Source organism: Ochrobactrum soli, from assembly GCF_003664555.1.
Classification (GTDB): Bacteria; Pseudomonadota; Alphaproteobacteria; order Rhizobiales; family Rhizobiaceae; genus Brucella; species Brucella teleogrylli.
In genome coordinates this window covers 229,659-251,149 of the sequence record NZ_RCHH01000003.1, presented here as the reverse complement: position 1 = coordinate 251,149, position 21,491 = coordinate 229,659, and the positions used below count along the sequence as shown (strand labels likewise).

Genomic DNA, 21,491 nt, shown 5'->3' with positions numbered 1-21,491 from the left:
TGTTCTTTCCTAAAAATCAGCGTTTGAGCACTTCGACAACGCGAAAGCGCTCGCAAAGCAATTCCATATCTGGAGAGAAGCCGCCGTTGCGGCGAAAATAGGCTTCGTGGCCCTTTCGCCATTCTTCCAGCGGGCCTTCGCCCTCCTGTTCCGCAAATGCGGCATCAACCTCATCAAAGCGGCAGACCGTCAGTTCGACGGTTTCGACCACCGCAGCGGGTCGGCCAAGACCATCCAGAACCACATCGCGACGACCGATGACCGGCATCGGCTCGCCGTCTTCACCGAATGAGGCAAGCGCGGCGCAGGTCGCAGTCTTGCGACCTGCCAGAACCAGCGCAAGCAGCTCATCGGCGAGTTCCGGCGAATCGCCAAAGGCGAAAGTCACGGCATCGCGATAAGGTTCGGGCAATTGCGTCATGCGCTGAGGCCACCAAACAGCGTCGGCAGATCGAGCGGACGGAAACCGTAATGGTTGATCCAGCGCACATCGGCATCGAAGAAGGCGCGCAGATCCGGCATGCCGTATTTCAGCATGGCGATGCGGTCGATACCCATGCCCCAGGCAAAGCCCTGATAGACGTCCGGGTCATAACCCGAAGCGCGCAGCACATTCGGATGCACCATGCCGCAGCCCAGAATTTCGAGCCAGTCATTGCCCTCGCCGAACTTCACATGCGGACCGGAGCGGTCGCACTGAATGTCGACTTCCACCGACGGTTCCGTGAACGGGAAGAAGCTCGGACGCATGCGCATCGTCACCGACGGCACTTCGAAGAACGCCTTGCAGAACTCTTCCAGCACCCACTTCATGTTGGCGACATTGGCCGACTTGTCCACGACCAGACCTTCGACCTGATGGAACATCGGCGAGTGGGTGGCGTCGGAATCCATGCGATAGGTTTTGCCCGGAATCACGATGCGGATCGGCTCGTCGCGGCCTTCCTTGTCACGGATCGCTGCAAACTTCTCCATCGTATGCACCTGCACCGGCGATGTATGCGTGCGCAGAAGCTTGCGCTCGCCCTTTTCATCCGGATTGAAGAAGAACGTGTCGTGCATCTCGCGCGCCGGGTGCCCTTCCGGGAAATTCAGCGCGGTGAAATTGTAGTAATCAGTTTCGATATCCGGACCTTCGGCAATCGAGAAACCCATATCGGCGAAGATCGCCGTGATTTCGTCCACCACCTGCGAAATCGGATGAATGCGGCCGCGCGAGGCAGCGCTTTCACGAACCGGCAGCGTCACATCGACTTTTTCGCGTTCCAGACGGGCCGCAACCGCAGCCTTGCGCAGCGCAGACTTGCGCTCCGTCAGCGCATCGGTGACGCGGTTCTTCAGGCCGTTAATCGCCGGGCCCTGAAGCTGGCGTTCTTCCGGCGTCATGGTGCCGAGCAGTTTCAACTTCTCGGAAACCGTGCCCTTCTTGCCCAGTGCCGCGACGCGGACCGCTTCAATCGCCTGCTCATCGCTGGCGGCGGCGATTTCGCCCATGATCGTTTGTTCGAGTTGTTCAAGATCGCTCATTGTCTATATCCCTCTCGTGTCCAAGGGACACTCGACGCCTCTTGTTTACATCCCTGTCGTGCCTTCGGCACTCCACGCCTCTTGTCTATTTCCCTGCGCGCCTGCAACACCCACGCCTCTTGATCAGCGATATCGGCACCGGGCACCAGATAAGAAAGAAAAACCCGCGCCAGCCGAGCCAGCGCGGGTTCCCCAAATTCACAATGTCACTTGGGAAGGGCTGGCTTAGCGGACAGCGCCTTCAAAAGCGTTCGGCGTTTCGGTGTTCTTGAGGTACTCAAGAGCCTTCTTTGCCGATGCAACCAGCGCACCGAACGCATCCGGTTCGTGGATTGCGATATCGGACAGGACCTTGCGGTCGATTTCGATACCAGCCTTGGCCAGACCGTCGATGAAACGGCCATAGGTCAGGCCCTGCTCGCGGACAGCAGCATTGATGCGCTGGATCCAGAGAGCGCGGAACGTACGCTTGCGATTCTTGCGGTCGCGATAAGCATACTGCTTCGAACGGTCAACTGCAGCCTTAGCGGTGCGGATGGTGTTCTTGCGACGACCGCGGAAACCGGCAGCCTGATCGAGAACTTTTTTGTGCTTGGCGTGTGAGGTAACGCCGCGTTTTACGCGTGCCATATCATGATCTCCTTAAAGGACAGCGGCTTAGAGGCCGTTAGGCAGGAACTGTTTTACGATCTTCGCATCTGCTTCCGAGAGCACCATGGTGCCGCGTGCATCGCGAATGAACTTGTTCGAGCGCTTGATCATGCCATGGCGCTTGCCTGCAGCCGCAGCTACAACTTTGCCAGTGCCGGTGATTTTGAACCGCTTCTTCGCGGCCGATTTGGTCTTCATCTTGGGCATTTTGCTACTCCTTAATTGCGATCCCCGTCGTGCCTGCGGCACTCCACGCCTCTTGTTATGGAAGGCGTTCGTGCCTGAAACCGACCGAAATCTGTTTTTACTTTCAGGCAGACCAAGCCTGAAAAGCATACGAAACCGCCACGGCATGCCCTGCCGGGCGGTTCGAACGCGGCCTTATAGGCTTAAAGCCCATAAAACGCAATGGCTGAATCAACCGAAATTGATCAATAAAGCCGCAACAAAACCGACAAGACATGGATGTCCTGCAGGTACTCGATAAATTCGAAGAACGGATAGGCCACGAAGAATACCAGCCCATCTATGAAAGTGCGATAGAGCCGGTCCGGCTTCACCGTGACCGTCGCGTCGTCGCTATAGATCGAAAACTCCGGGAAGAAGCGTGGAACCTCACGGCAATAAGCGCGGTAAGGCTCGCCGAAATTCTGCTCCAGAAATTTTTCTTCTGTGCGGATGACGATGGAAAAGGCGATATAGCAAAGCACGCCGAAGCCGGCTGCCACGATGATACTGCCCGTCTGCGCGCCGATGCCCATCGCACCGATGGTGCTGAACACATAAAGCGGGTTGCGCGTGATCGAATAAGGACCGCTGCGCACGATTTCCGCGCTCTTGCGCCCGCCGATATAAAGCGTGCACCACAGGCGCCCGAGAATCGCGGCGACGATGAAGCTGATGCCGATCGCCTCAATATATTCATGCGCGTGCCCGACCCAGGCCGAGCGCACGAAAAGCAGCGCGATCACCAGCAGCGCAATAACAACGCCAATCGCCAGACGGCGACGTTGCTGATATCTTCCCAATTCACCTATCGTCTTCATAATTGTTCCACGATTGCCACATTGGTTGCCGCCCATCCGATTGCGGGCAAATTTCCGGCAAAGAAAAACCGCCCGAAGGCGGCTTTTCCAAGACAATTCTGAAAAATCAGCGCGGTGCAAGCACCATCATCATCTGACGGCCTTCGAGCTTCGGCTCGGACTCGACCTTCGCGATTTCGACAGTGTCTTCCTTTACACGCTGCAGAAGCTTCATACCGAGCTCCTGGTGCGCCATTTCACGGCCACGGAAACGCAAGGTAACCTTTACCTTGTCGCCTTCCTCAAAGAAACGCACGGCGGCCTTCATCTTCACCTCATAATCATGGGTGTCGATGTTCGGTCGCATCTTGATTTCCTTGATTTCAACCGTTTTCTGCTTCTTGCGTGCCTCGGCGGCCTTTTTCTGGTTCTGATACTTCAGCTTACCAAGGTCTACGATCTTGCAAACCGGAGGCTCTGCGTTCGGCACGATCTCAACGAGATCGAGGCCCGCTTCCTCTGCCATAGCAATCGCTTCCTGAATGGAAACATCACCATGGTTCTGGCCTTCGGCATCGATAAGCTGGACCCGGGGAACCCGGATGTCACGGTTGGAGCGCGGTCCGTCTTTCTGGACCGGCGTCGCTCTGAACGGTCGGCGAATGGTCGTTATCTCCTGATTGTTAACGTTCATACGGCAAGAACTTTTGTCGCTCACACGACATATCCCCGATCAAACCGCAGTTGATCGCGGAAATGTCGTCAAGCAAGCGGCGAAGTCAATAGCATCTTTGACAGGAAAAATCACCCCCACTTGATAAAGAGCTAAATCGGGGGCTGAAAGCGACATATCGGTCACATTTCCTGCAATTTCAAGGGCTGCCAAGCGGTTGGGCTGATCGCGCGGGTTTCCTCGCCAGACAAGACATGGCAAAAGTCATCCCAACAATCAGGAGACTCAGATGAGCAGTGCGGGGCCAGAACTGGAGCCAGAATTTCTTGACGTGGACGGCGCGAAGATTGCCGTTCGCCACAGAGAGGGTAAAAATCGGCCCGGTGTCGTCTGGTTAGGTGGCTATCGTTCCGACATGCGCGGCACCAAGGCCCTCGTTCTCGATGAATGGGCCGAAAAGACCGGCCATAGCGCGCTGCGGCTCGACTATTCCGGTCACGGCGAATCCGGCGGCGATTTCAATCAGGGCACGATTTCGCGCTGGCTCAACGAAAGCCTTGCCGTCTATCGCCATTATGCCAAAGGCCCGCAAATTCTCGTCGGCTCGTCCATGGGCGGCTGGATTGCGCTGCGAATGGCGCAGGAATTGAAGAAGGAAGGCAAGGAGCCCGCCGGCATCGTGTTGATTGCGCCCGCCCCCGACTTCACGGCGGTGCTTGTCGAGCCAACCCTTTCTGACGCCCAAAAGCGCGACTTGCAGGAAAAGGGTTATTTCGAAGAGCCTTCCGACTATTCGCCCAATCCGTACGTCTACACACGTGCGCTTCTCGAAGACGGCCGCCAGAACCTCGTACTCAAGGGCATTATCGAAACCGGATGCCCGGTCCATATTCTGCAAGGCATGCAGGACCCGGACGTGCCGTACAAGCACGCACTGACGCTGGTGGAGCATCTGCCGGTCGATGATGTGACGCTGACGCTTGTACGCGACGGCGACCACCGGCTGTCACGCCCGCAGGATCTCGATCTTCTCATCCGCACGGTCTCCGGTTTGGCCGAACGTGTGACCACAACAGCATAACGGGGCATCATCATGCGCTTTTCGGTCATCGCGTCATCGGCGGTTGCGGCCATTGTTGGCTTCGGGGGCACGCTGGCGCTGATCATCGCCGCCGCACAGGTTCTGGGCGCCACACAGGCCGAAACAGCGAGCTGGGTCACGGCCATTTGTCTTTCCATCGCCGCCACCTCAGCCTGGCTCAGCACGCGCTATCGCATGCCGATCATCGCGGCATGGTCGACGCCCGGACTGGCGTTGATCGGCGCAAGCGCCGGTTTCACCATGGCGGAAGCCGTCGGCGCCTTCATCGTGACGGCGATTGCGCTGATCGCGACCGGACTGATCCGCCAGCTTTCGGTGCTGGTCTCGCGCATACCGGCCTCCGTCGCCTCGGGCATGCTTGCGGGCGTACTGCTCAGCTTCGTCATCGCCGCCGCCAAGACTGTTCCCTTCGATCCCGTTTTCGTGCTGCCGCTGGTAGCGCTGTTCTTCCTGATCCGCCTCTTCAACCCGTCGCTGGCAGTCATCGCCGTTCTGGTGGTAGGGATGATCTTCGCGCTTGTCTCAGGCCGCTCGCCAACCCTGCCCGCACCGGAAATCTCGACGCTCACCCTCGTCTGGCCGGAATTTCATTTGGGCGCGATGATCGGCCTCGCCTTGCCGCTCTATCTCGTCACCATGGCGTCGCAGAACCTGCCCGGTTTTGCGGTGCTGCGCGCATCCGGCTATGAACCGCCGACCAGCGCCTGCCTGCGCGTGACGGGTCTGTTCTCCATACTGTCGGCACCGTTCGGTGCATCCACCACCAATCTGGCGGCGATTTCGGCAGCACTTTGCACCAATCCCGATGCCCATCCCGATCCCACCAAGCGCTGGCTGACCGGGCCGGTCTATGCGGCAATCTATGTTGTGTTCGCTTTGTTCGGCGCATCGCTGGTTGCGATCTTCGCCGTGCTGCCGACAACGCTGATCGCGCTGGTCGCCGGTCTTGCCCTGACCGGCCCGTTCATCAACGCCATGTCGCTTTCCTTGAAGGACGAACCGGAGCGCCTTGCCGCCACGATCACTTTCGCTGTGACGGCCTCCGGCATGGCATTCTTCGGGGTCGGTTCGGCCTTCTGGGCCCTGATAGCCGGGCTTGCCGTTACTTTTCTCGAACATTTTCGGAAAAAAATTTCGAGATAATCACATTGGTTAGCTCTGACTCCCTCTGAATCGCACTGGAATCGGATTGCGACATGCTTGAAATGCCGCAATCCCCTCACCAATTCGAAATCAAGCCGCCAAACACGAAATGTCCGCATGATGTGGACCTGGCAGGCCTGATTTTATGGAGCAGACCATGACCAATTCCGCATTGATACGACCGGCATGGACGCCAGCCACGATTGCGCTGATGGTGCTCGGCTTCTTTCTCTTCTGGCCGCTTGGCCTTGCCATGCTCGCCTATATTCTTTGGGGCGACCGCCTCGAAGGGTTCAAGCGCGGCGTCAACGAGAAGACCGATTCCATGTTCGGTTCTTTCCGCAACTGCCGCAAAAGCGAGAGCTTCAACTTCGGCAGCGCAACTGGCAACGCAGCCTTCGACGACTGGCGTCGCGAAGAACTGAACCGCCTTGCCGAAGAGCGCCGCAAGCTTGACGAAGCCCGCGCCGAATTCGAATCCTATGCCGCAGAGCTTCGCCGCGCACGCGACAAGGAAGAGTTCGACCGCTTCATGGCTGAGCGTCGCGCTGCAGCCAAGAAGACGCCAGCAAAGGGCAACAAGAATGACATCACCGATCTTTGATCGCGGATAACAGCTTGAAAACTATTGAAACGGCGCGGGTTTTCCGCGCCGTTTTGCTTAAAACAGCTTTTTTGTCTGGCTTTTCGCACGAATCGCTTATTCTTGCGCGATGGGCTTATCCTTCCTTCGGCAAATCAGCGGCAACAGGGCATCTGCCAATACGGCAACTGTCCGGAGCGAACGCATCCATGCGGTGGCCGGTCGCGAGCTGTCATTGCGTGTCTTCGAAAACCCGCGCGCCAAACGGCTGACGCTGCGCATCGAAGCTGGCGGAAAAGGCCTGCGCATCACTGTTCCGCCCGGACTGCCCGAGCGCGAAGTGCAGAGTTTTCTCAAGCGCCATCAGGGCTGGATCGAAAGCCGCATCACCAAACTGCCGGATCAGCCGGGTGTTCGCCCCGGCGTGAAAATTCCGATCCGCGGCGTGCCGCATCTGATTACACATCGGCCCGGACGCGGCACGGTCGACCTCCTTGAAGGCAATGTGCTGCTGGTTCACGGCGACCCCGCCCATCTGCCACGCCGTCTGGCAGACTATCTCAAAGGGCAGGTGAAGCGCGATATAGAGGCGCTCGTCATCCGCCACACGGCAAGCGTCGGTCGCAAGGCCAAGGCCGTCCGCTTCAAGGACACCAAGAGCCGCTGGGGGTCGTGCACCTCCGATGGCGTTCTTTCCTTTTCATGGCGGATCGGCATGGCGCCACCGGCCGTCATCAACTATCTCGTCGCGCATGAAGTCGCGCATCTGATCGAGATGAATCATGGGCCGCAATTCTGGAAACTCTGTCAGGAGCTTTGCCCCGATACGGAACGCTGCAAGGCGTGGCTGAAGCGAAATGGCAGCGCATTACAGGCTATAGACTTTACATGAACCGATCGATACTGACCGCCGCCAAGGTGCTGTGGGACTACCACTGCATTTACGATCCCATTCCGGCATCCGATGTCATCATCGGCCTTGGCAGCTATGATCTGCGCGTCGCCGAACGCGCTGCCGATCTTTATCTTGAAGGCATGGCGCCGCTGGTGATCTTCACCGGCAAAAGCGGTCACTGGACCGAAAATCTCTATCCTGCCAGCGAAGCGGAAGCCTTTGCCGAAGTGGCGATCCGGCGCGGAGTGCCGGAAGAGGCAATCACCATCGAGCCCAACGCCACCAATATCGGCGAGAATATCCGCTTCTCGCTGGAAAAAATGTTGCCCGGCGTGATCAGCCCGATTTTCGTCACCAAGCCGCAGACCCAGCGCCGCGTGCATGCCACCGTCGCCCGGCAATGGCCGGAAGCAAAGGCAAGCGTGACGGCGCCGCTCCTTTCCTTTGAAGAACAGCCGACGCCTTCCTATCCGGTGGAGATGCTCATCAACGAGATGACCGGCGATCTGGAGCGCATTCTGGACTATCCCGCCAAAGGCTACCAGATTGCGCAGGCGGTTCCCATGGAGGTCATGGAAGCGTATGATTTTCTGATCGCACGCGGTTTTGACGGACACACCGTGAGAGAATAGCTGCGAATATCTGCGAACTGCTTGAGAAGCGCACCGTTTTGTGCGACGGGAAACCATGGCTTTGGATATCAAGATATGCGGGCTGAAAACGCCTGATACAGTCGCTGCCGCTCTCAACGGCGGTGCGACGCATATCGGCTTTATCTTTTTTCCCAAAAGCCCGCGCAATATCACGCCGGACGCCGCAGCCGTTTTGCGCCCTGCCGCGCTTGGCCGCGCTAAAGCTGTTGCCGTGACGGTCGATGCCGACGATGCGACGCTGGATGAAATCGTCAGCGCCGTAAAACCGGATATTCTGCAATTGCATGGCCATGAAACGCCTGAGCGCGTGCGCTTTGTGAAGGAACGCTACGGCCTGCCGGTCATGAAAGCCTTTGCGATCCGCAGCGCCGACGATCTGGCCGCCATCGCGCCCTATAAGGGCATTGCCGACCGCTTCCTGTTCGACGCCAAGCCGCCGGAGGGATCGGAATTGCCGGGCGGCAACGGGGTTTCCTTCGACTGGGGCCTGCTCGATGCGCTTGACGCGGATGTCGATTACATGCTTTCCGGTGGATTGAACGCTGGCAATATTGCCGAGGCGCTGCACGAGACGCACGCGCCGGGCATCGACATATCGTCCGGCGTCGAGCGCGCACCCGGCGTTAAGGGCGTGCGTCTCATTGAAGATTTTTTCCAGGCTGTCGCCGATGCGGATGTGTCACCATCCGCAAAACGCGCCTGAACATGACGGAGCTGAAGCGTTGAACAAGCCGGTTGAACCCAATTCCTACAAGACAGGCCCGGACGAAGAGGGCATGTTCGGTATTTTCGGCGGACGTTTCGTCGCCGAGACGCTGATGCCGCTGATCCTCGAATTGCAGGAGGCCTATGAAACGGCCAAGAACGATCCTGAATTCAAGGCCGAGCTTTCCGCCCTTTCGACCTATTATGCCGGTCGCCCGTCGAAGCTGTATTATGCCGAAGGGCTGACCAAGCATCTGGGCGGTGCAAAAATCTACTTCAAGCGCGAAGACCTGAACCACACCGGCAGCCACAAAATCAACAACTGCCTCGGTCAGATTCTGCTCGCCAAGCGCATGGGCAAGACGCGCATCATCGCCGAAACCGGTGCTGGCCAGCATGGTGTGGCATCGGCAACCGTCGCTGCACGTTTCGGCCTGCCTTGCGTGGTCTATATGGGCGCGACGGACGTTGAACGTCAAAAGCCGAATGTGTTCCGCATGAAGCTGCTGGGCGCCGAAGTGAAGCCGGTTACGGCTGGCAACGGCACGCTCAAGGACGCGATGAACGAAGCGCTTCGCGACTGGGTCACGAATGTTGAAGACACCTATTACCTGATCGGCACAGCTGCCGGTCCGCATCCTTATCCGGAACTGGTTCGCGACTTCCAGTCGGTCATCGGCACGGAAGCGCGCCAGCAGATTCTCGAACAGGAAGGCCGTCTGCCGGATGTCATCATCGCGGCTGTCGGCGGCGGTTCCAACGCTATCGGCCTTTTCCATCCTTTCCTCGATGACGCATCGGTCAAGATCGTCGGCGTCGAGGCAGGCGGTCACGGTCTGGACGGTGACGAGCATTGCGCGTCGATGAGCGCGGGCCGTCCCGGCGTTCTGCACGGCAACCGCACCTATCTGCTCCAGAACGAAGATGGCCAGATCCTCGAAGGCCATTCGGTTTCCGCCGGTCTCGACTATCCGGGCGTCGGCCCGGAACATTCCTGGCTCAAGGATACGGGTCGCGTCGATTATGTGCCGATCCTCGATCAGGAAGCACTGGATGCCTTCCAGCTTGCAACCCGCGTCGAAGGCATCATTCCGGCGCTCGAATCCGCCCATGCCATTGCGCAGGCCGTCAAGATGGCGCCAACCATGGGCAAGGACCAGATCATGATCGTCAACCTGTCTGGCCGTGGCGATAAGGACGTTCACACGGTCGGCAAGCTTCTCGGCATGGATATCTGAGGACAGAATGGGCAAAGACGCCGCTGACGCTTCCACCTACAGACCGCGCGCCGCATGGTTCGACGGGCTGACGGAATGCGGCCCGGCGACGATCAAGCTCAACATCATCGAAGCGGACCCTTCCAATCCGCTTGCCGAAGCTGCGGTGGGCATTGCCCGCCGGCAGATCGCAAATGCTGCGGCAAGGCTTGAAGCCCTGCCGCATCTGGACGCTGGTTTCGCCATTCTCCATCAGGGTGAGGAAAGCCTCTGGCTTCTGCTTCACTGGTGGCTGGAAGGCGGCATTGCAACGGAAATGCTGTGGCAGTCCGAACTCGGCGACGAGATCGAATTCATGCCCGCACAACCCTTGCTGATGGCCTGCGTCTGGGAACTCGGAATTATTGACTTTGAACGGCGCGCTTGGATGGAGACGGCCATGTCCGGCAAACCCATCGCCGATTATCTTGCGCGCACTTTGCCACGGGGCACGGTATGACCACTCGCATCGACACCAAATTCGCCGCATTGAAGACCGAGGGCCGTCCGGCGCTGGTCACCTATTTCATGGGCGGCGATCCCGACCTCGAAACTTCGCTCAAGGTCATGAAGGAACTGCCGAAGGCCGGTGCCGACGTGATCGAGCTTGGCATGGCTTTCTCCGATCCGATGGCGGACGGCCCGGCCATCGAAGCTGCCGGTCTGCGCGCGCTGAAAGCCGGGCAGTCGCTTTCCAAGACGCTTTATATGGCCGCCGAATTCCGCAAGGAAGACGACACGACCCCGATCGTGCTGATGGGCTATTACAATCCAATCTATATCTATGGCGTCGAGCGCTTCCTGACCGATGCCAAGGCTTCCGGCGTTGATGGCCTGATCATTGTCGATCTGCCGTCGGAAATGGATGCGGAACTTTGCGTTCCGGCCATGAAGGCGGGCATCAACTTCATTCGCCTGACCACGCCGACCACCGACGACAAGCGTCTGCCGAAGGTTCTGCATAATTCGTCGGGCTTCGTCTATTATGTCTCGATGAACGGTATCACCGGCTCGGCCATTGCCGATACGGCCCGCGTCGGCGACGCGGTGCGTCACATCAAGAAGAGCACCGATTTGCCGATCTGCGTCGGCTTTGGCGTCAAGACGCCGGAACAGGCTGCCGCCATTGCCGCCCATGCGGATGGCGTCGTCGTCGGCACGGCAATCGTCAATGCGGTGGCTGGTGAACTGACGCCGGAGGGCGCGCTTAAGGGCGATCCTGTGGCCGCTGTCAGCAAACTTGTCGGTGCACTGGCGCAAAGCGTTCACACGACACGCCTTGAAGCCGCCCAATAAATCGTCCATTTAAGCGGGTAGAGTTGCTTTTCCGCATAAGCGGGCGCAAAAGCGCCTGCACTTTCTGTCGGAAATGCAAAAGCATGTCTCCCAAAAGTGGGAACCGGTTTTGGGATAAAGACTGCGTAAAAACATTTAGTTAAAGCGTGTTCCCTGCATATGATAAATGCAACACGCTTTAACCGTCGAAGAACAAGAAACGGAACCAAACGTCATGAACTGGATCACCAACTACGTTCGTCCGAAGATCAATTCGATGCTTGGTCGTCGCGAAATGCCGGAAAACCTCTGGATCAAGGATCCGTCCACCGGCGAGATGGTGTTCCACAAGGATCTGGAAAGCAACCAGTTCGTGATCCCGTCTTCGGGCCATCACATGCGCATCAAGGCGAAGGACCGCCTGCGCTTCTTCTTCGACAATGGCGAATATACCACGCTCGACGCGCCGAAAGTGCCGGTCGATCCGCTGAAATTCCGCGACGAGAAGAAATATATCGACCGTCTCAAGGATTACCGCACCCGCACCGGCATGGACGACGCCATCGTCAACGGCCTTGGCACCATTGAAGGTCTGCCGATCGTCGCCACCGTGCAGGATTTCGGCTTCATGGGCGGTTCGCTCGGCATGGGTGCCGGTGAGGCGATCATTCAGGGCTTTGAAAAAGCCATCGAGCTGAAGCGCCCGCTGGTTCTGTTCGCAGCATCGGGCGGCGCGCGCATGCAGGAAGGCATTCTCTCGCTGATGCAGCTCCCGCGCACCACCGTTGCCGTGGAAATGCTGAAAGAGGCAGGCCTGCCCTACATCGTCGTGCTCACCAACCCGACCACGGGCGGCGTGACCGCTTCCTACGCCATGCTGGGCGACATTCATATTGCTGAGCCGGGCGCACTGATCGGCTTTGCCGGTCCGCGCGTGATCGAACAGACCATCCGCGAAAAACTGCCGGAAGGTTTCCAGAGTGCTGAATATCTGATGGAACACGGCATGGTGGACATGGTTGTTCCCCGCACCGAGCTGAAGGAAACGATTGCACGTCTCCTGAAGATCATGACCAAGCAGCCGGCCAACACCGACAGTCCTGTAGCGCCAAAACCAGACGCCGATAGCAACACTGGCAGCAAGGCGGCCTGATATGGGCAGCCAGATCGTGGCAGGCAAGGCGGCTGCCGCTATCGAGCGGCTGATGCAACTGCATCCGAAAGGATTTGACCTCTCCCTGGACCGCATTCGCGGTCTGTTGGAGAAGCTCGGCAATCCGCATCTCAAACTGCCGCCCGTGATCCATATTGCCGGAACCAATGGCAAGGGATCAGCGACTGCCTTCTGCCGCGCCATTCTGGAAGCTGGCGGCTTTGACGTCCACGTCCACACTTCCCCACATCTGGTCAACTGGCACGAGCGTTATCGTCTGGCTGCGCCGGGTGGTGGCCAGCTGGTTGAGGACGACGTTCTGGCCGAGGCCATTGAGCGCGTCGCGGCCGCCAATGGCGGCCAGCACATCACCGTCTTTGAAATCCTCACCGCCGTGGCCTTCGTGTTGTTTGCCGAGCATCCAGCCGATGTCGTCATCATGGAAGTCGGGCTGGGCGGACGCTTCGACGCCACCAATGTCATTCCCGAACCTGCCGTATCGCTGATCATGCCGGTTTCCATTGACCATCAGGCATATCTCGGTGACCGTGTGGAACTGATCGCCGCCGAAAAGGCGGGGATCATCAAGAAGGATTGCCCGGTCGTCGTCGGCTTTCAGCCTTTCGATGCGGCGCGCGAGGTGCTTGTTTCCACCGCGGACCGGCTCGGTTGTCCGGTTTCGGTCTATGGTCAGGATTTCCTCGCCTTCGAAGAACATGGCCGCATGATCTTCCAGAACGAGGATGGGCTGATCGATCTGCCGCTGCCGCGCCTGCCCGGTCGTCACCAGATTGCCAATGCCGCCGCCGCCATCGAAACAGTGCAGCTTGCGGGCTTCAACATCCCCGACAAGGCCGTCGAAAAGGCGCTGATGGTGGTGGACTGGCCGGCGCGCATGCAGCGTCTGACGCATGGGGCGCTTGTCGATCTCGCACCGCCAACCTCGGAAATCTGGCTCGACGGCGGACATAATCCGGGCGCAGGCGCGGTGATCGCGGAAGCCTTCGGCGATCTCGAAGAACGCAATGCGCGTCCGCTGTTCCTGATTACCGGCATGATCAACACCAAGGACCCTGTCGGCTATTTTGAGGCCTTTGCGGGCATGGCGCGTCATGTGTTCACCGTGCCGATCCCATCCAGCGATGTGGGTATACCCAATGATGCGCTGGCTGTCGCCGCCCAGAAGGCCGGATTGTCAGCCGAACCGGTTCACTCGGTCGCCAATGCGCTGAAACTTCTGCACGACACCTGGCCAGCCGATGAAATTCCGCCGCGTATCCTGATCGGCGGATCGCTATATCTGGCGGGCGAAGTATTGGGAGAAAACAACACACCACCATCCTAATAAAATTACACTATTATGAGTTACTTTATTAGTCATAATTCCGCCTTTATTTATATCCAAGAATGAATTGTCGTAATTTTAAGAATGGATATATAATGCGTAATACTATTATTATTTCTACAATTCTTTTTATGGGCCTTTCGGCTGCTCCGTCCTTTGCTGCCAGTATTGCAAAAGAAACTGGCGCCAAGGAAACGGACACCAAGGCTGTAATGCCCGTTTGTCCCACCGGTACCAAAGCTGCTGCCGACGGGAAATATTATCTTCCCGGTACGCATGAAGAATGCCGGTCGGGCGATAAAGACCATAACGACACCCAGCACAAGTCGAAGTAAGCACACCGCTGATCTTCGAACAAAGAAAAACCCGGCTCAAGGCCGGGTTTTTTTATTGCTTGCTATAATTTCTACTTAAGCAGCAGAAGCCTTGATCCAGTCGGCAAGGCGGCTCTTCGGAGCAGCGCCAACCATATTGGCAGCAAGTTCACCGTCCTTGAACATCAGGAGCGTCGGAATCGAACGCACGCCGAACTGGGCTGCGAGTTCCGGATTCTCGTCGATGTTGACCTTGGCGATCTTGACCTGACCGGCCATTTCGGCGGCGATCTCGTCGAGCGCCGGAGCGATCATCTTGCATGGACCGCACCATTCTGCCCAGAAATCCACCACGACCGGCTCGTTCGACTGAAGAACGTCCGACTGAAAATTGCTGTTATCGACCTTAACGGTTGCCATAGGGCTATCCTCTATATGGTTAAGAACGGCAGACATCTTCACAGACTCACACGCAATCCGCTCTTTCTTCGCTATATCATGTGGCGTGTCTGCTGCCATCCGTCAAGTTCTAGTTACTCACCTTTCCTTGAGAGTCTCTCAGCGCCTGCATGGCTTCATCAAGCACAGCATCGGATAGCGGCAGCAGGAACGGCCCCTCGGTAAAGAGCAAGGCCGTTTCCACAACCCGCCCCGGATAAAGCGGCTCCAGCAGTGCCTTATAGAGCGCAAGCTGTGCGCGATAAGCGAAAGGCACCGCCTCGACGGTCTTGGGCGGCGGTCGGTTGGTCTTGTAGTCGACAACGAGAACGCGGGTCTCGTCCACGCTGATGCGATCGACCTGACCGGACACGGCATGATCGCGCCCGCCAAGATTGATCGTGCCCATGATTGCGACTTCCCCACGGGAACCAGACGCAAAAACCGGCGCAAATTGCGGATCGGTCAGGATCGTCTTCACCCTCAAAACGGCATTGTGGCGCTCGGTCTCCGGCCAGTCGCCCGCTATCCGCGCCAGATAATCTTCCGCCAGCTTTTCCCGTTCGCCTTCCGGAACTTCCGGCAGATATTGCAGCAGCATGTGGATCGCCGTGCCGCGCCGCAGGGCAAAGCCGGGCGTGCCGTCGCTGACGATATCCCCGAGCACAGGGGAGCTTGCATCAAGCGGCGGCTCTTCATCCGCCTCAATCAGCGCCGACGCGCCCGATGGTGCCAGCGGGCGCGGGAGCCCCGCCTCGGGCTTGACCGGAAGCAGATATTCCGACGGCAAACCGGGCAAGGGCGTCGCCTCCGCCTGATCCGGCTCGATAATCTCCGTTAATCCGCGTGGCGTATTGCGATAGCGTCGTGCGGCGACACCCTGCACGGGGTGCACAAAGGTCTCCGATTTGATGGCAAGCGCGTCCTCGGCCAGCCGGTGCCAGGTTTCTCCGCTCTCGCGTGTGCCGCGATAGCCGCAGATGATGAGGCGATCCTCGGCGCGCGTCATGCCGACATAAAGCAGGCGGCGGTATTCTTCCTCGGCGCGGGCCTTTAGCTCTTCGATACGAGCAGCAGTAAACGCGGTCTGCCATGACCCGTTCGGCTGCCAGAGATAGCCTTTCACCGGCGGTCCGTCATGCGCCAGATCATAGGGGATCAGCTTGGGCGCACGGCTCCCGGTCCAGACGGCGCTGCCGGGATCGACCAGAAACACCACGGCGCCTTCAAGGCCCTTCGCCGCATGGACGGTCATGAGGCGCACTTCGTTGCGGCCCTGATCCAGCTCACGCTTGATTTCCGGCGAAGCGGCATCCAGCGTTTCGAGGAAAGCCTGCAAACCGGGCAGCCCGGCCCGCTCGGCAGAGAGCGCGTAGTTCTGAAACTCATCGATAATGTCGCCCGCTTCCGGCCCAAGTCGCGCCAGAAGTTTTCGCCGCGCGCCGTCAGCACTCAGAATACGGGCATAGAACTCGAAAACCGGCATGGTATCGGCGATGCCGCGCCAACGGCTCAAGGTCTTGTGGATGGCGGCAAGCGCCTCGTCGTCACGTGAGGCGCGGTAGAGATGTTCGAACAAGGTCGAACCGGCCCCGCGCGGATGCGCCAGTGCAAACAGCCGGTCATCGTCCCAGCCGAAGAGCGGGCTTTTGAGAAGCGAAGCCAGCGAAAGATCGTCGGAGGGTTGCAACACGAAGCGTCCAAGCGCCATCAGATCCTGAATGGCGATATGGCTGGTGAGGCGCAGGCGATCCGCGCCCGCCACCGGCACACCCAGATTCTTCAACGCCCGCGACAAGGCAGGCATGAACTGATCGCGCTTGCGCACCAGCACCATGATATCACGCGGCGCGATGCGGCGGTTTTGACCGGGAATGGGTTCGCCCCTGTCCAGCCAGTAGCGGATGGTGGCGGCGATCTGTTCAGCCAGCCGCACGGCGGGCGCGGCCAGATGATCGACCGGCACGCGCCAGTCATCCGGCTCTTCCACCGCTTCGGGCGTCAGCATATCCCAGATTTCCACCTCGCCCGGCGCGTCGGCGCGAATGGCATCGTGAACCGTGGCACCGGCAAGCCCGCGATTGGCTTCCGGCCTCGCAAACACCTCATCCACCGCCTGCAACACATCCGGTGCCGAGCGGAAGGAGAAGTTGAGACTGACGCGCTCGAACTTCAATTCGGCATCGCCTGCGCGAAGACTGACCGAACGTCCCTGCGCGGCAAAATCTTCCGGCACAGCCCCCTGGAACGAATAGATCGACTGTTTTTCGTCACCCACTGCAAACAGCGTGCGCTGCAAATTGCGCTGGCCGAGACCGGAGAAGAACTCCTCCGACAACATGCGGATAACCTGCCACTGGTCGGGGCTGGTGTCCTGCGCTTCATCAACGAGGATATGATCGATGCCGCGATCGAGCTTGTACTGCACCCACTGCCCTGCCCCGTCGCGGGCAAGCAGCGCCACGGTGCGGGTGATCAGGTCCTCGAAATCGAGCAGACCGCGCTTACGCTTCAGATCATGATAGCGTTGCAGAAGATCGTCGATCAGCGTCAGCGCGGCCAGATTGAGCCGCACGAGGCGCAATTCCTTCAGCCGGTCGAGGCCCATTTCAACACGGGAAGCGGCTGCATCGAAGGCTTCCTCGAAATCCGGCAGCAGCTTCTTCACCGCCGCCGAGCCGACATAGGACCCGGATTTCGGCTCGCCAGTGCTTTTCAGAAACGCAGCGCGCAGCACGGCTTCGCGGTCACGGGTGACGCTCACCTTGTCGTAACGCTTCAGTTGCAGCGCAAAATCATGCGCGCGCGCAGCACCCTTCTGGATCGAAAGAATGAGATCAAGCGCGTCATCGGAGAATTCAGGAACCGGCCAGAGCTCCGCCAGAATATCGCTTTCGCGCTCATCCCGATCGAAACCGAAGGCGCGATGCAAGGTCTCGGCGCGCGTTTCGGCAACGCCCAATTCCGCGATATAGCGCTGCAAACCGTTGCGCCGGTTCACCGCCTCGTCCAGCAGCGATTGCAGCCCCATTTCGCCCGATGCCTGCAACACATCGGCAAAGGCGGCTGCGATATTCGCATCGCCACCACCATGCGCCGTTTCGAGCAGCTGACGCCGTGCTTCACCCACAAGCGCGACCTGCATCAGATCGTCCATCATCTCGAAGTGACCGGCGATGTTTGCCTCAAGTGGAAACTGATGCAGGATGGCTTCGCAAAACGCATGGATGGTCTGGATTTTCAACCCGCCCGGTGTTTCCAGTGCGCGGGCGAAAAGCCGCCGTGCCACCGCAAGGCGAGGTGCGCCCGGTCTGCGGCCTTCAAGCGATTTCAACCGCTCGGCCAGTTCACTGTCCGGCAGCACCGCCCATTCCGACAGACGCGCAAAGACGCGGTTCTGCATCACCGCAGCCGCCGCCTTGGTATAGGTAAGGCAGAGAATTTTCGACGGATCGGTCCCTTCGAGCAAAAGGCGGATAACGCGCTCGGTCAGAACATGCGTCTTGCCCGAACCGGCATTGGCCGACACCCAGACCGAGGCGGCGGGATCGGCTGCCCGCGTCTGCGCATCGATGGTTTCCGGCGGAATATAGAGTTTCTTCTTCATTCGCCGCCCTCCCCACCGGCATCGCCGCCAGCGGACCATTCCAGTACGCGCGCGAGGTGGTCATAGTCGCCCGTAAGATCGGTTTCGCGGAATGGCAGCGCGCGCGAAAGATAACCCTTATCCGGCTTCTGATATTCAGCCAAAAGCTGGGCAAGGCGCTGCCATGCCTCCTCACCCAAAGCGGGAGCGGTCTTTTCCGATGGCGGTCTGCTGATCTTCAGAATGGATTCCGGCTTCACCTCGCCTCCGGCGCGAAGCCGCACATAGGTGAGATCGGACGCCCGAACCGAGCCAACCTCACGGAACGCGCCCCGCACCAGAAGAGCCGCCTCCAGCGCCAGCTGCGGCGACAGCAGGACATGCGCCTGACGCGGCGACGGCGTGGAGCCAGTTTTATAATCGATGATTTCGGCGGTCCCGTCGCGCATCAGATCGATACGGTCGGCACGGCCCGAAAGCGTGATGCCAAGACTATCGATGTCGCGCTTGTCCGAGGCGATTTCCGCAAACCGCGTCTGCACATTGTAAGCGCGCTCCCGCTCCCATTCCAGAAACTGCGGGATCAGCGCCGTGAAACGCGGCCACCAGACGGCTTCGATTTCGGTCGGCAAATCCATATCTGCAAACAGGATGCGCCCCAGTTCCGTCAGGCGCTCGGCTGCATCCGGTGCCAGCGGGTCGATATTTTCCTGCGTGAAATGTCCGAGAATGTCATGGAACAGCGTACCGCGTTCCGCCGCTGCCGGATCACGGATCAACGGCTCCAGCGGACGCAGCTTGAGAATGCGCTTGGCGAAGATCGCGTAAGGGTCGCGGCGCAGCGTTTCCACTTCCGTGACCGAAAAATGCTTGGGCCGCGCTGCGACCGGTGGCGCAGGCTCAGGTCTTTTGACGAAAGGCACATCCGGCGCACGGTCAATCTCCCGCGACCAGTGCACGAAACGCTGGCCGCGCTGGCGCATGTCCTTCGTCACATCGGCACCCAGCACGGTTTCAAGTCGCTGCAACCAGCGCGATGTAACCGTGGGCGCATTGTCGGAACGCTGCGAGCGCGACAGCACCACATGGTCCATGCCAAGCGCCATTTGAAAATCATGCGCGGCAAGGCCGGTGCGCCGCTCTGGCGGATCGAGTGCGATCATCGCCTTCATCGGGCGCGACATGAAGGGATCGTTGCGCGTCTTGGCGGGCCAACTACCTTCGTTCAGACCGCCGATCACCACTGTATCGACCGTCTGGAGACGCGCTTCCAGCGCACCCCAGACAAAGACACGCGGATGACCGCCCGGATGCGGCTTGACGGTTTCGCCGGCCATCAGCGCATCCAGAATAGCGGGCCATTCGCTAGCTTCGAAATCCAGCTCGGATTCGCTCGACACCAGACCACGCAGGAACGAGGCAATTTTTTCGCCGCGCTCACCGGAATAGAAAGTGGCGACGCTGCCGTTTTCATCACGCGCCATGTTTTCAACGGCTTGCGCCGTCGCACGCGCAATCTCGCCAATATTGGTTCGCCGACTTGTTGTCGCGAAAGGTGCCAGCGGCGCCACCGCCTGGGATAGATTTTCACAGAGGGCCCGGGCGGCAGCGATCATCTCCGGCGTGATGCTGTCATGCCATGCCGGACGCCAGGACTGATTGGCGCTCTCCTCCAGTCGCCTGTCAAAAAAGCCTGGCAGGTCGATAACGGAAGCGCGTCCCGTGCCACCACGAAAGGCGACAAGCTCCAGCGTTTCACCAGCGAGACGCCGGTCGATGCGCGGTGTTTCAAGCCGCAGCAAAGGATGCTTCACCAGAGCCAGCAGCGCCACCGGATCACCAGGGTTGAACACCGTTTCGATCGTCAGGCGCAGCAGCGTCGAGGTCTCGACATCGCGCAAATGCCGCCCGCCGGAATCATCGGCATCAATGCCGAACCGCGCCAGTTCTCCAACCACGCGCCGCGCCAAATTGCGGTCCGCCGTCACCAGCGCTGCGATCTTGCCTTCTTGATGGATGGCGTCGCGCAGCGCCAGCGCCACCGACAGCGCTTCCTCGCGTTCGTTCGCCGCCTCAATGAGATCGATTTTATGCGCCGAAGACAGAAGGACGTCCGGTTGCATATCCGGGTGCTGGCTGAGCGCGCCCCACGCATCAGTCGTTTCCGCCGGGCGCAGCGCTTCGCTCACAACACGCTCCAGAATCCGTTTCTGGCGGGGCATGTCTTCAATATGCTCGACATCTTCGCGGAGCGTCCCGATGGCGCGCAGCAACTTGTGCAGGCCATATTGCGGATGCCCGAAGGTCGAAGGATTGTCCTCGGCCTCGCCCAGCATCTTCCACGCCTCATCGTCCAGATCGCGATCAAGCCCCGGCAGCACGACTGCGCCGTTCGGCAGATGCGCGATGACGGAAATCAGTTCCGCGGTGGCAGGAATGGAACCCGTTGAACCGGCCACAATGACCGGCCCCGGAGGCGGGTTATCGCGTAGGCGCGCCACCTCCCCCCAGATCAGGTCGTTGCGATGCGCTGCCGGATTGGAAAGCTTGCGCTCAGCCAGAATTTCTGGCCACAGCTTGGTGACGATATCGAGAAAACCAAGTGTCACCCGCCACCAGTCGGCAAGATCGTCCGGCGCGATGCTGGCGAGCTCGCTCCATTGCGCGCCATCAGTTTCCACCTGATCCATCAGCCCGGCCAGATCGCGGGCCAGCCAGATGGCATCGGCGGTTGTGGCTGGAACCGATACGTCATCAACGCCGAACAGCGCCCGCACATGGGCGGGCAGAGATTCGCGCCAGGGACGGATCAGACGCGCCAGCAGCAGAAGCCGCTCGGCCTTTGCAATCGGCGGATTGAGGTCGAATACGCCCGCCGCCCCGGCATTGAAAAACGCCGCGTCCTCATCCACATCGCCAAGCGGTCTGATAGCGGGCAGAATAGCACTCTTAGCCGGATTCATATCCACGATGACGGAACGCAGAGCACGGGCTGCACGACGCGTGGGCACATAAATCGTGGCGCTGGCTAACGCCAGAGGATCTGCGGGATTGCCGGGAAAGCCTTCGATCAGTTTGCCGTCAAGCAGGGCTTTGGCGAAGGCTGGGAGAAACGGGGTTCCGGAAGGAATGGAAAACAGCCTTGGCTTTGGTTTGCTCATGCTGTT

General features: G+C 59.3%; 22 protein-coding genes. 13 read left to right on the top strand and 9 right to left on the bottom strand.

Features of this window, described 5'->3' with window-relative positions; translation table 11 throughout:
* Positions 1–16: 16 nt before the first annotated feature.
* The 6 genes from D8666_RS06625 to infC form a co-directional block, all read right to left on the bottom strand.
* Positions 17–421, bottom strand: coding sequence for an ASCH domain-containing protein (locus D8666_RS06625; protein WP_109370065.1), 405 nt, complete (start codon positions 419–421; stop codon positions 17–19).
* Positions 418–1,527, bottom strand: coding sequence for a phenylalanine--tRNA ligase subunit alpha (pheS, locus tag D8666_RS06620; RefSeq protein ID WP_109370064.1), 1,110 nt, complete (start codon positions 1,525–1,527; stop codon positions 418–420). Before pheS ends, D8666_RS06625 begins: the two co-directional genes overlap by 4 nt.
* 225 nt (positions 1,528–1,752) lie before the next feature.
* Positions 1,753–2,157 (bottom strand): 50S ribosomal protein L20, encoded by a 405-nt coding sequence (gene rplT, locus D8666_RS06615; protein WP_105543029.1) that lies wholly within the window; start codon positions 2,155–2,157, stop codon positions 1,753–1,755.
* Positions 2,158–2,184: 27 nt separating this feature from the next.
* On the bottom strand, positions 2,185–2,385 hold the full coding sequence (gene rpmI, locus D8666_RS06610) for a 50S ribosomal protein L35 (RefSeq protein ID WP_024898386.1): 201 nt from the start codon (positions 2,383–2,385) through the stop codon (positions 2,185–2,187).
* Between the two features lie 224 nt (positions 2,386–2,609).
* The gene (locus tag D8666_RS06605) at positions 2,610–3,224 is read right to left on the bottom strand and encodes a methyltransferase family protein (protein ID WP_121536940.1); all 615 of its coding nucleotides are present in this window, start codon (positions 3,222–3,224) and stop codon (positions 2,610–2,612) included.
* Between the two features lie 106 nt (positions 3,225–3,330).
* On the bottom strand, positions 3,331–3,783 hold the full coding sequence (gene infC / locus D8666_RS06600) for a translation initiation factor IF-3 (RefSeq protein ID WP_318282644.1): 453 nt from the start codon (positions 3,781–3,783) through the stop codon (positions 3,331–3,333).
* Here infC and D8666_RS24600 point away from each other — a divergent pair.
* The 13 genes from D8666_RS24600 to D8666_RS06540 all read left to right on the top strand — a co-directional run bounded on the left by D8666_RS24600 (position 3,760) and on the right by D8666_RS06540 (position 14,321).
* The gene (locus D8666_RS24600) at positions 3,760–3,951 is read left to right on the top strand and encodes a hypothetical protein (RefSeq protein WP_319080802.1); all 192 of its coding nucleotides are present in this window, start codon (positions 3,760–3,762) and stop codon (positions 3,949–3,951) included. The genes infC and D8666_RS24600 overlap by 24 nt on opposite strands.
* Before the next feature lie 214 nt (positions 3,952–4,165).
* On the top strand, positions 4,166–4,957 hold the full coding sequence (locus D8666_RS06595; RefSeq protein WP_109370062.1) for an alpha/beta hydrolase: 792 nt from the start codon (positions 4,166–4,168) through the stop codon (positions 4,955–4,957).
* 12 nt (positions 4,958–4,969) lie between these two features.
* Positions 4,970–6,121 (top strand): benzoate/H(+) symporter BenE family transporter, encoded by a 1,152-nt coding sequence (locus D8666_RS06590; RefSeq protein ID WP_121536938.1) that lies wholly within the window; start codon positions 4,970–4,972, stop codon positions 6,119–6,121.
* 157 nt (positions 6,122–6,278) lie between these two features.
* Positions 6,279–6,725 carry a DUF2852 domain-containing protein gene (locus D8666_RS06585; RefSeq protein WP_109370060.1) on the top strand — a complete coding sequence of 149 codons (447 nt, stop codon included), beginning with the start codon at positions 6,279–6,281 and terminating at the stop codon, positions 6,723–6,725.
* 109 nt (positions 6,726–6,834) lie between these two features.
* A complete protein-coding gene (locus D8666_RS06580; RefSeq protein WP_109370059.1) occupies positions 6,835–7,596 on the top strand; it encodes a M48 family metallopeptidase in 762 nt (253 codons plus the stop codon).
* On the top strand, positions 7,593–8,231 hold the full coding sequence (locus D8666_RS06575) for a YdcF family protein (RefSeq protein WP_121536936.1): 639 nt from the start codon (positions 7,593–7,595) through the stop codon (positions 8,229–8,231). Before D8666_RS06580 ends, D8666_RS06575 begins: the two co-directional genes overlap by 4 nt.
* Positions 8,232–8,286: 55 nt before the next feature.
* Entirely contained in the window at positions 8,287–8,955 is a 669-nt protein-coding gene (locus D8666_RS06570) for a phosphoribosylanthranilate isomerase (protein ID WP_121536934.1), read from the top strand.
* 19 nt (positions 8,956–8,974) lie between these two features.
* Positions 8,975–10,195, top strand: a complete 1,221-nt coding sequence (gene trpB, locus D8666_RS06565) for a tryptophan synthase subunit beta (protein ID WP_121537430.1) — start codon at positions 8,975–8,977, stop codon at positions 10,193–10,195.
* A gap of 7 nt (positions 10,196–10,202) precedes the next feature.
* Entirely contained in the window at positions 10,203–10,673 is a 471-nt protein-coding gene (locus tag D8666_RS06560) for a hypothetical protein (protein WP_109370056.1), read from the top strand.
* Entirely contained in the window at positions 10,670–11,509 is an 840-nt protein-coding gene (gene trpA / locus D8666_RS06555) for a tryptophan synthase subunit alpha (protein ID WP_121536932.1), read from the top strand. The genes D8666_RS06560 and trpA overlap by 4 nt, the downstream gene beginning before the upstream one ends.
* A 214-nt stretch (positions 11,510–11,723) precedes the next feature.
* The gene (gene accD / locus D8666_RS06550; protein ID WP_109370341.1) at positions 11,724–12,641 is read left to right on the top strand and encodes an acetyl-CoA carboxylase, carboxyltransferase subunit beta; all 918 of its coding nucleotides are present in this window, start codon (positions 11,724–11,726) and stop codon (positions 12,639–12,641) included.
* A 52-nt stretch (positions 12,642–12,693) separates the two neighbouring features.
* Complete coding sequence (locus D8666_RS06545) at positions 12,694–13,986, top strand: bifunctional folylpolyglutamate synthase/dihydrofolate synthase (RefSeq protein WP_209445966.1); 1,293 nt, start codon at positions 12,694–12,696, stop codon at positions 13,984–13,986.
* A gap of 95 nt (positions 13,987–14,081) precedes the next feature.
* Positions 14,082–14,321 (top strand): hypothetical protein, encoded by a 240-nt coding sequence (locus D8666_RS06540; protein ID WP_147437988.1) that lies wholly within the window; start codon positions 14,082–14,084, stop codon positions 14,319–14,321.
* Positions 14,322–14,396: 75 nt separating this feature from the next.
* On the opposite strand, the gene trxA is transcribed toward D8666_RS06540, so the two are convergent.
* The 3 genes from trxA to addB form a co-directional block, all read right to left on the bottom strand.
* Entirely contained in the window at positions 14,397–14,720 is a 324-nt protein-coding gene (trxA, locus tag D8666_RS06535; RefSeq protein WP_078337659.1) for a thioredoxin, read from the bottom strand.
* 109 nt (positions 14,721–14,829) lie between these two features.
* Positions 14,830–18,345: a double-strand break repair helicase AddA gene (gene addA, locus D8666_RS06530; RefSeq protein WP_121536928.1), complete on the bottom strand. Its 3,516-nt coding sequence runs from the start codon at positions 18,343–18,345 to the stop codon at positions 14,830–14,832.
* Entirely contained in the window at positions 18,342–21,485 is a 3,144-nt protein-coding gene (gene addB, locus D8666_RS06525) for a double-strand break repair protein AddB (RefSeq protein ID WP_121536926.1), read from the bottom strand. The genes addA and addB overlap by 4 nt, the downstream gene beginning before the upstream one ends.
* Positions 21,486–21,491: the final 6 nt, after the last annotated feature.